Source organism: Sphingobacterium sp. 1.A.4 (assembly GCF_002734245.1).
GTDB lineage: Bacteria > Bacteroidota > Bacteroidia > Sphingobacteriales > Sphingobacteriaceae > Sphingobacterium > Sphingobacterium tenebrionis.
Window position 1 is genome coordinate 1 of record NZ_PEAZ01000014.1, and the last position, 723, is coordinate 723.

1 pseudogene is annotated in these 723 nt (G+C 43.3%); it reads right to left on the reverse strand.

What is annotated here, in order from left to right:
- A pseudogene (locus tag CRJ00_RS02085) lies at window positions 1-723 on the reverse strand (TonB-dependent receptor); the annotation flags it as partial.

Sequence of the window (723 nt, forward strand, 5' to 3'; positions counted from 1 at the left end):
CATAATAGGAGGAGGTCAGCAAAGAATTACCCTCGGTAATGTTCTGTCTGTTCTGGTAAGTATAGCCCCCAGATAAGGAGATGTACTTATTAAGGTTCTGGGAGAAGGTGATACCAATGGAGGACAACTTGTTCAATCCATCGGATTGATCGGAAAAATCTCCCACATCCCCCAATCCGGAAGATCTGCCTCCTGCCCCATCTGGGCTACCGAAAGTAAACAGACTGGTATTGGTGTTATTGACCGATGTGACCACCGAAATTTCCTGGCCATCGTTGAATTTATTGACTCCGACACTACCGATATACCTTTCGCTGGTTCCACCGCCTAAGGTTGCTTGTCCGAAAGTGATCTTCTTTTTATTATCTTCCAGTACGATATTGATGATCTTTTCAGGTTCTGAGTTCTTGATCCCTTTTTCTTGAGAAACATCCCCATAGTCATCGATAACCTCCAGATGCTTCACAAAATCGGCAGGGAGGTTCTTCGTGGCCATCAATAGGTTACCATCAAAGAACTTCCTTCCATCGACCTGTACCGATGTGATCATTCGACCATTGAAATAAGTGGTACCATCCCTTAATACCTGAAAGCCAGGCATTATTTTCAATGCATCTTCCAACATCGCTTTTTCAGGCACACTAAAAGCTCGCATATTAAATTGGATGGTATCTCCGCGATTTATAACTGGAATGACTTTTAGGATCCTAACTTCATCGATCA